The sequence below is a fragment of the Marivita sp. genome (assembly GCF_965656765.1).
In the GTDB taxonomy this organism is placed as follows: domain Bacteria; phylum Pseudomonadota; class Alphaproteobacteria; order Rhodobacterales; family Rhodobacteraceae; genus Marivita.
Genome location: NZ_CBFHLV010000117.1, coordinates 1 through 3951, shown reverse-complemented (window position 1 = coordinate 3951; position 3951 = coordinate 1). Strand labels below are relative to the sequence as shown.

The window sequence follows — 3951 nt, the reverse complement described above, 5'->3', positions numbered from 1 at the left end:
CCAGCCAGTTTGACCGCTTCGTTCACCACTCCATGCGCGGCACCGCCCGTCATCAATTCGACCGTCGCCATGCGCAGCAGGTTCATCACCCGAAGTGGAGGCTGACGCTGAAGGTTCGACGTCAAAACATGATCCGCGCGACCCAAATAACGAAGCGTTTCGGTGATCAGGCGCTGTGCCGTGGCGCGTTCAGGCGGTGTCAATTCGAGCCAAACCTGATCGCTGATCACATCAGATAACATACGGCCTTCGCCGATAATCTGGCTCAGCCCATCAAGGGCCACAAGGCGGGGGGATGCGGGTGCTGGCAAAAGGCAATCCTGTGACGGGCCGGGGTTGTCCCGGACCGGAAGGCGCGTATATCAAAGGCAAGCGATATGGAAGACCACGATGAGTTCTGACAAACACAACGCCGCCTCCGACGACCTGCCGCCCGCGGCACAGCGTGCTTTGGCCGAAGCTGAAGAACGCCGCAAAAAGGCGGCTGCGGATCAGCCGATGCCAAAGGAGTTGGGCGGTCGTGACGGGCCGGAACCCGTGCGCTATGGTGACTGGGAGAAAGGTGGTCTGGCGATCGATTTCTAAACGTCAACGCAACCGGAAATCAGCCGAGTCGCCCGCGCCCTGATCCGCGACAAATCGCATTTCAGACCCGTTGGCGAGAACCGTCTGGCAATTGTAACCCAGATCATCTCCGCCCCAATTCAGGTCACGGCAAAAGAAGCCATTCTGCCAAGTCCACGACCCGGTGACATCCCATGTCGCACCGCGACCGGTGATGCTACCGTTCGGGCTGACATTCAGTCGGACCAACGGGCGTGCAAGGGTTTTTCCCTGTACAAGCTGTACAAACTCAGTTTTGCTTTCGATTCGCTTTAATTCAGCAGCTGCGGCTTGGGGGAGCATAAAGCTGCCGAGTACAGCGACAGTCAGGGCAATACGGTTAAACATTCAATCCTCCAAGCACATCCTCTACACAAACTTACGTAGGAAATGCACGTTTGGATCAAATGGTTTCCTTTGGCCCGCCTTTTTGTCAGTCGTCAGACAGCCCTAAAACGTCCAGCATGTCATATTCGCCTGGTGCTTTGTCCTGTCCCCACAGCGCCGCCTTAAGCGCGCCACGAGCAAAAAGCGCCCGGTCACTGGCCACATGGCGCAGCATGATGCGTTCGCCAGCCGCGGCAAAAAGCACATCATGTTCGCCAACAATATCGCCACCGCGAATGGCGCTGAACCCGATGTCGCCACGCTTGCGAGCACCGGTGATGCCATCTCGACCGCTATCCGAGACATCGCGCAGATCGACGCCGCGCCCTTCTGCAGCGGCCTCACCCAGCATCAGCGCGGTGCCAGAGGGCGCATCGACCTTCTTGTTATGGTGGTACTCGATCACTTCGATATCATAGTCTTCGTCTAATGCCGCCGCGACCTTGCGGGTCAGCATAGTCAACAGGTTGACGCCAAGGCTCATGTTCCCGGCCCGGACAACGACAGCGTGGCGCGCAGCGGCATTGATCTTAGTTAGGTCATCTTCAGACAAGCCGGTTGTGCCGATGACATGAACGGCCCGGGCCTGTGCTGCCAATTCGGCAAAAGCAACCGTGGCGGCAGGAGTGGTAAAATCGATTACCGCTTGTGCCCGCGCGAAACAATCTAGCGGGTCATCCGCGACGATCACTCCTATCGGTGCCCCCCCCATAGCGACGCCGACATCTTGCCCGACCCACGCATGACCCTCGCGTTCAACTGCACCGGCGAGGTGCATACGCGCATTTTTGGCGATTTCGGTCACAAGCATTTGCCCCATACGTCCGGATACTCCGGTGACGACAACCCCGATCTCTTCGCTCATGCTCAAACTCCGTTGGTGGATTTTCAACTCAATAGCGGCTGACCTCCTGCTTGGCAAAGGTCGCCAGACATCTTATGTGGCGAACATGGCAAAAAACCGATCCCATCACTCTGAAGGCCCCAGCCAGCGACAGCTGCGCGTCGGCGAATTGATCCGCAGGACTCTGGCTGATGTACTGGCCCGTGGGGATATTCATGATCCTGACCTGAACCGTTACTCGATCACAGTGGGCGAAGTGCGCACGTCACCCGACCTGCGGGTTGCGACCGCCTTTGTCGTTCCCTTGGGGGGCAAAGGTCAGGATGATGTGATCGAGCTGCTTAACCGCAATCGGAGCGAACTACGCCGTGCGGTATCCAAGAACCTCACGCTGAAATTCTCGCCCGAATTGCGGTTTCGGCTGGATGATACGTTTGACCGGATGGACGACACTCGCCGGATGTTCGAACAAGACGACGTGCGCCGTGATATCGAGAGCTAAGATCGCACTGGGCGCGTTTGGGCTGGTTGTATTCAGCATTCCGGCCCATGCCGACGTGACCTGCACGGAACGCAGCTTTGATGGGCTGGCCTATACCGCCTGCGAGGTCGACCCCCGGGTTGATGACCTGCGCTTGTTTCTTGATGCGCCCTCGGGTGACAAATACGGGCAGTTTTCCACCATCGAAGGCACCTTGGCCCCACAAGGAGAGACGCTGGCTTTTGCGATGAATGGCGGTATGTACCACGATGACCGTGCTCCGGTCGGCCACTACATCGAAGACGGTCAGGAAATCATGCGTGTGATTCCAAATGCCGGACCGGGCAATTTCGGGCTTTTGCCTAACGGGGTGTTTTGCATCCGCGACGACCGGGCCGATGTGATCGAAACCCTGACGTATGACGCTGCACGCCCAGATTGCCGCTATGCTACGCAGTCTGGCCCAATGCTGGTGATCGACGGCTCACTGCATCAAAGGTTTCTGCCGGACAGTACGTCCCGCTATATTCGCAACGGCGTCGGCACGTCGAACGACGGAACACAGGCGGTTTTTGTGATCTCGGACCAACCCGTCACATTTCATGAATTCGGGCGCATTTTCCGCGATGATCTGGGCCTGCCACAAGCATTGTTTTTTGATGGCAGCGTGTCGCGTCTGCATGCGCCACAGCTGAAACGCTCTGATTTCGGACGTTGGTTGGGTCCGATTGTCGGTGTGGTTGTACCGGCAGATCGCTAGCAGGGTTGCGGTGGTGCGCCTCCCGCTCTACCTCTCTGCGGCACGACCCTTGGCACCGGAGGCCCCATGACAGACACGCTTGAAGACCTGACCCAAAGCCTTCTGGACCGCGCCAAGGCCGCTGGGGCCGATGCCGCCGATGTGTTGGCTGTGCAGGGTAGCTCCATATCCATCGACGTGCGCAACGGCGTTCTTGAGCAGGCCGAACGGTCCGAAGCCACAGATATCGGCCTGCGGGTCTTTGTGGGCAAACAGGTTGCAAACGTGTCGTCGTCGGACGTTCGAGCGGATAGCCTTGAAATCATGGCTGAACGCGCCGTTGCGATGGCGCGCGAGGCACCCGAAGACCCTTACGTGGGACTGGCCGATCCCGATCAATTGGCACAGAACCGCGCTTCGGACTGGCTAGAAATGTATGACCCCGCACCAGAGCCTTCACCTACGGCATTGGAGCAGGATGCTCGCGATGCCGAAAGCACAGCGTTGGCGGCTGACGGCATCACACAAGTGTCGGCAGCGTCTGCAGGCTATGGATCACAAGCCATTCATCTGGCGGCAAGCAACGGGTTTTCCGGGGGATATCTACGCACGTCGCGATCAGTATCATGTGTCGCCATCGCGGGGACCGGCACAGGGATGGAGCGGGATTATGACGGGGATCAACGGATTTTCCAAAGTGATCTGCGCTCGGCACAAGATATTGGCCGCGTGGCGGCTGAGCGCACGCTAGAGCGCATCAATCCCCGCAAACCCAAAACCGGGGCCTATCCGGTTCTGTTCGATGAACGAATTTCATCCTCGTTGGTTGGGCATCTTTTGATGGCCATCAACGGCGCATCGATTGCGCGTCGATCCTCTTGGGCCTTGGACTTGCTT

At 58.3% G+C, this 3951-nt stretch carries 7 protein-coding genes; 4 read left to right on the top strand and 3 right to left on the bottom strand.

Features of this window, described 5'->3' with window-relative positions:
• Window positions 1-311 (bottom strand): transcription antitermination factor NusB (locus ACTG4M_RS17165; protein ID WP_439124888.1); only part of this gene is annotated, 311 nt, incomplete at its 3' end.
• A gap of 79 nt (window positions 312-390) precedes the next feature.
• Between ACTG4M_RS17165 and ACTG4M_RS17160 the strand changes: the two genes are divergently transcribed.
• Window positions 391-585 carry a DUF1674 domain-containing protein gene (locus tag ACTG4M_RS17160; protein WP_439124887.1) on the top strand — a complete coding sequence of 65 codons (195 nt, stop codon included), beginning with the start codon at window positions 391-393 and terminating at the stop codon, window positions 583-585.
• 3 nt (window positions 586-588) lie between these two features.
• Here the strand turns inward: ACTG4M_RS17160 and ACTG4M_RS17155 are convergent, their stop codons facing one another.
• Together ACTG4M_RS17155 and dapB are read right to left on the bottom strand one after the other, a co-directional pair.
• A complete protein-coding gene (locus ACTG4M_RS17155) occupies window positions 589-951 on the bottom strand; it encodes a dihydrodipicolinate reductase (RefSeq protein WP_439124886.1) in 363 nt (120 codons plus the stop codon).
• Window positions 952-1036: 85 nt separating this feature from the next.
• Window positions 1037-1855, bottom strand: coding sequence for a 4-hydroxy-tetrahydrodipicolinate reductase (gene dapB, locus ACTG4M_RS17150; protein ID WP_439124885.1), 819 nt, complete (start codon window positions 1853-1855; stop codon window positions 1037-1039).
• A gap of 85 nt (window positions 1856-1940) precedes the next feature.
• Here dapB and rbfA point away from each other — a divergent pair, with 85 nt between their 5' ends.
• The 3 genes from rbfA to ACTG4M_RS17135 all read left to right on the top strand — a co-directional run.
• A complete protein-coding gene (gene rbfA, locus ACTG4M_RS17145) occupies window positions 1941-2336 on the top strand; it encodes a 30S ribosome-binding factor RbfA (protein WP_439124884.1) in 396 nt (131 codons plus the stop codon).
• Window positions 2323-3075, top strand: coding sequence for a phosphodiester glycosidase family protein (locus tag ACTG4M_RS17140; RefSeq protein WP_439124889.1), 753 nt, complete (start codon window positions 2323-2325; stop codon window positions 3073-3075). Before rbfA ends, ACTG4M_RS17140 begins: the two co-directional genes overlap by 14 nt.
• Window positions 3076-3141: 66 nt before the next feature.
• A partial coding sequence (locus ACTG4M_RS17135) for a TldD/PmbA family protein (RefSeq protein WP_439124883.1) occupies window positions 3142-3951 on the top strand: 810 nt, incomplete at its 3' end.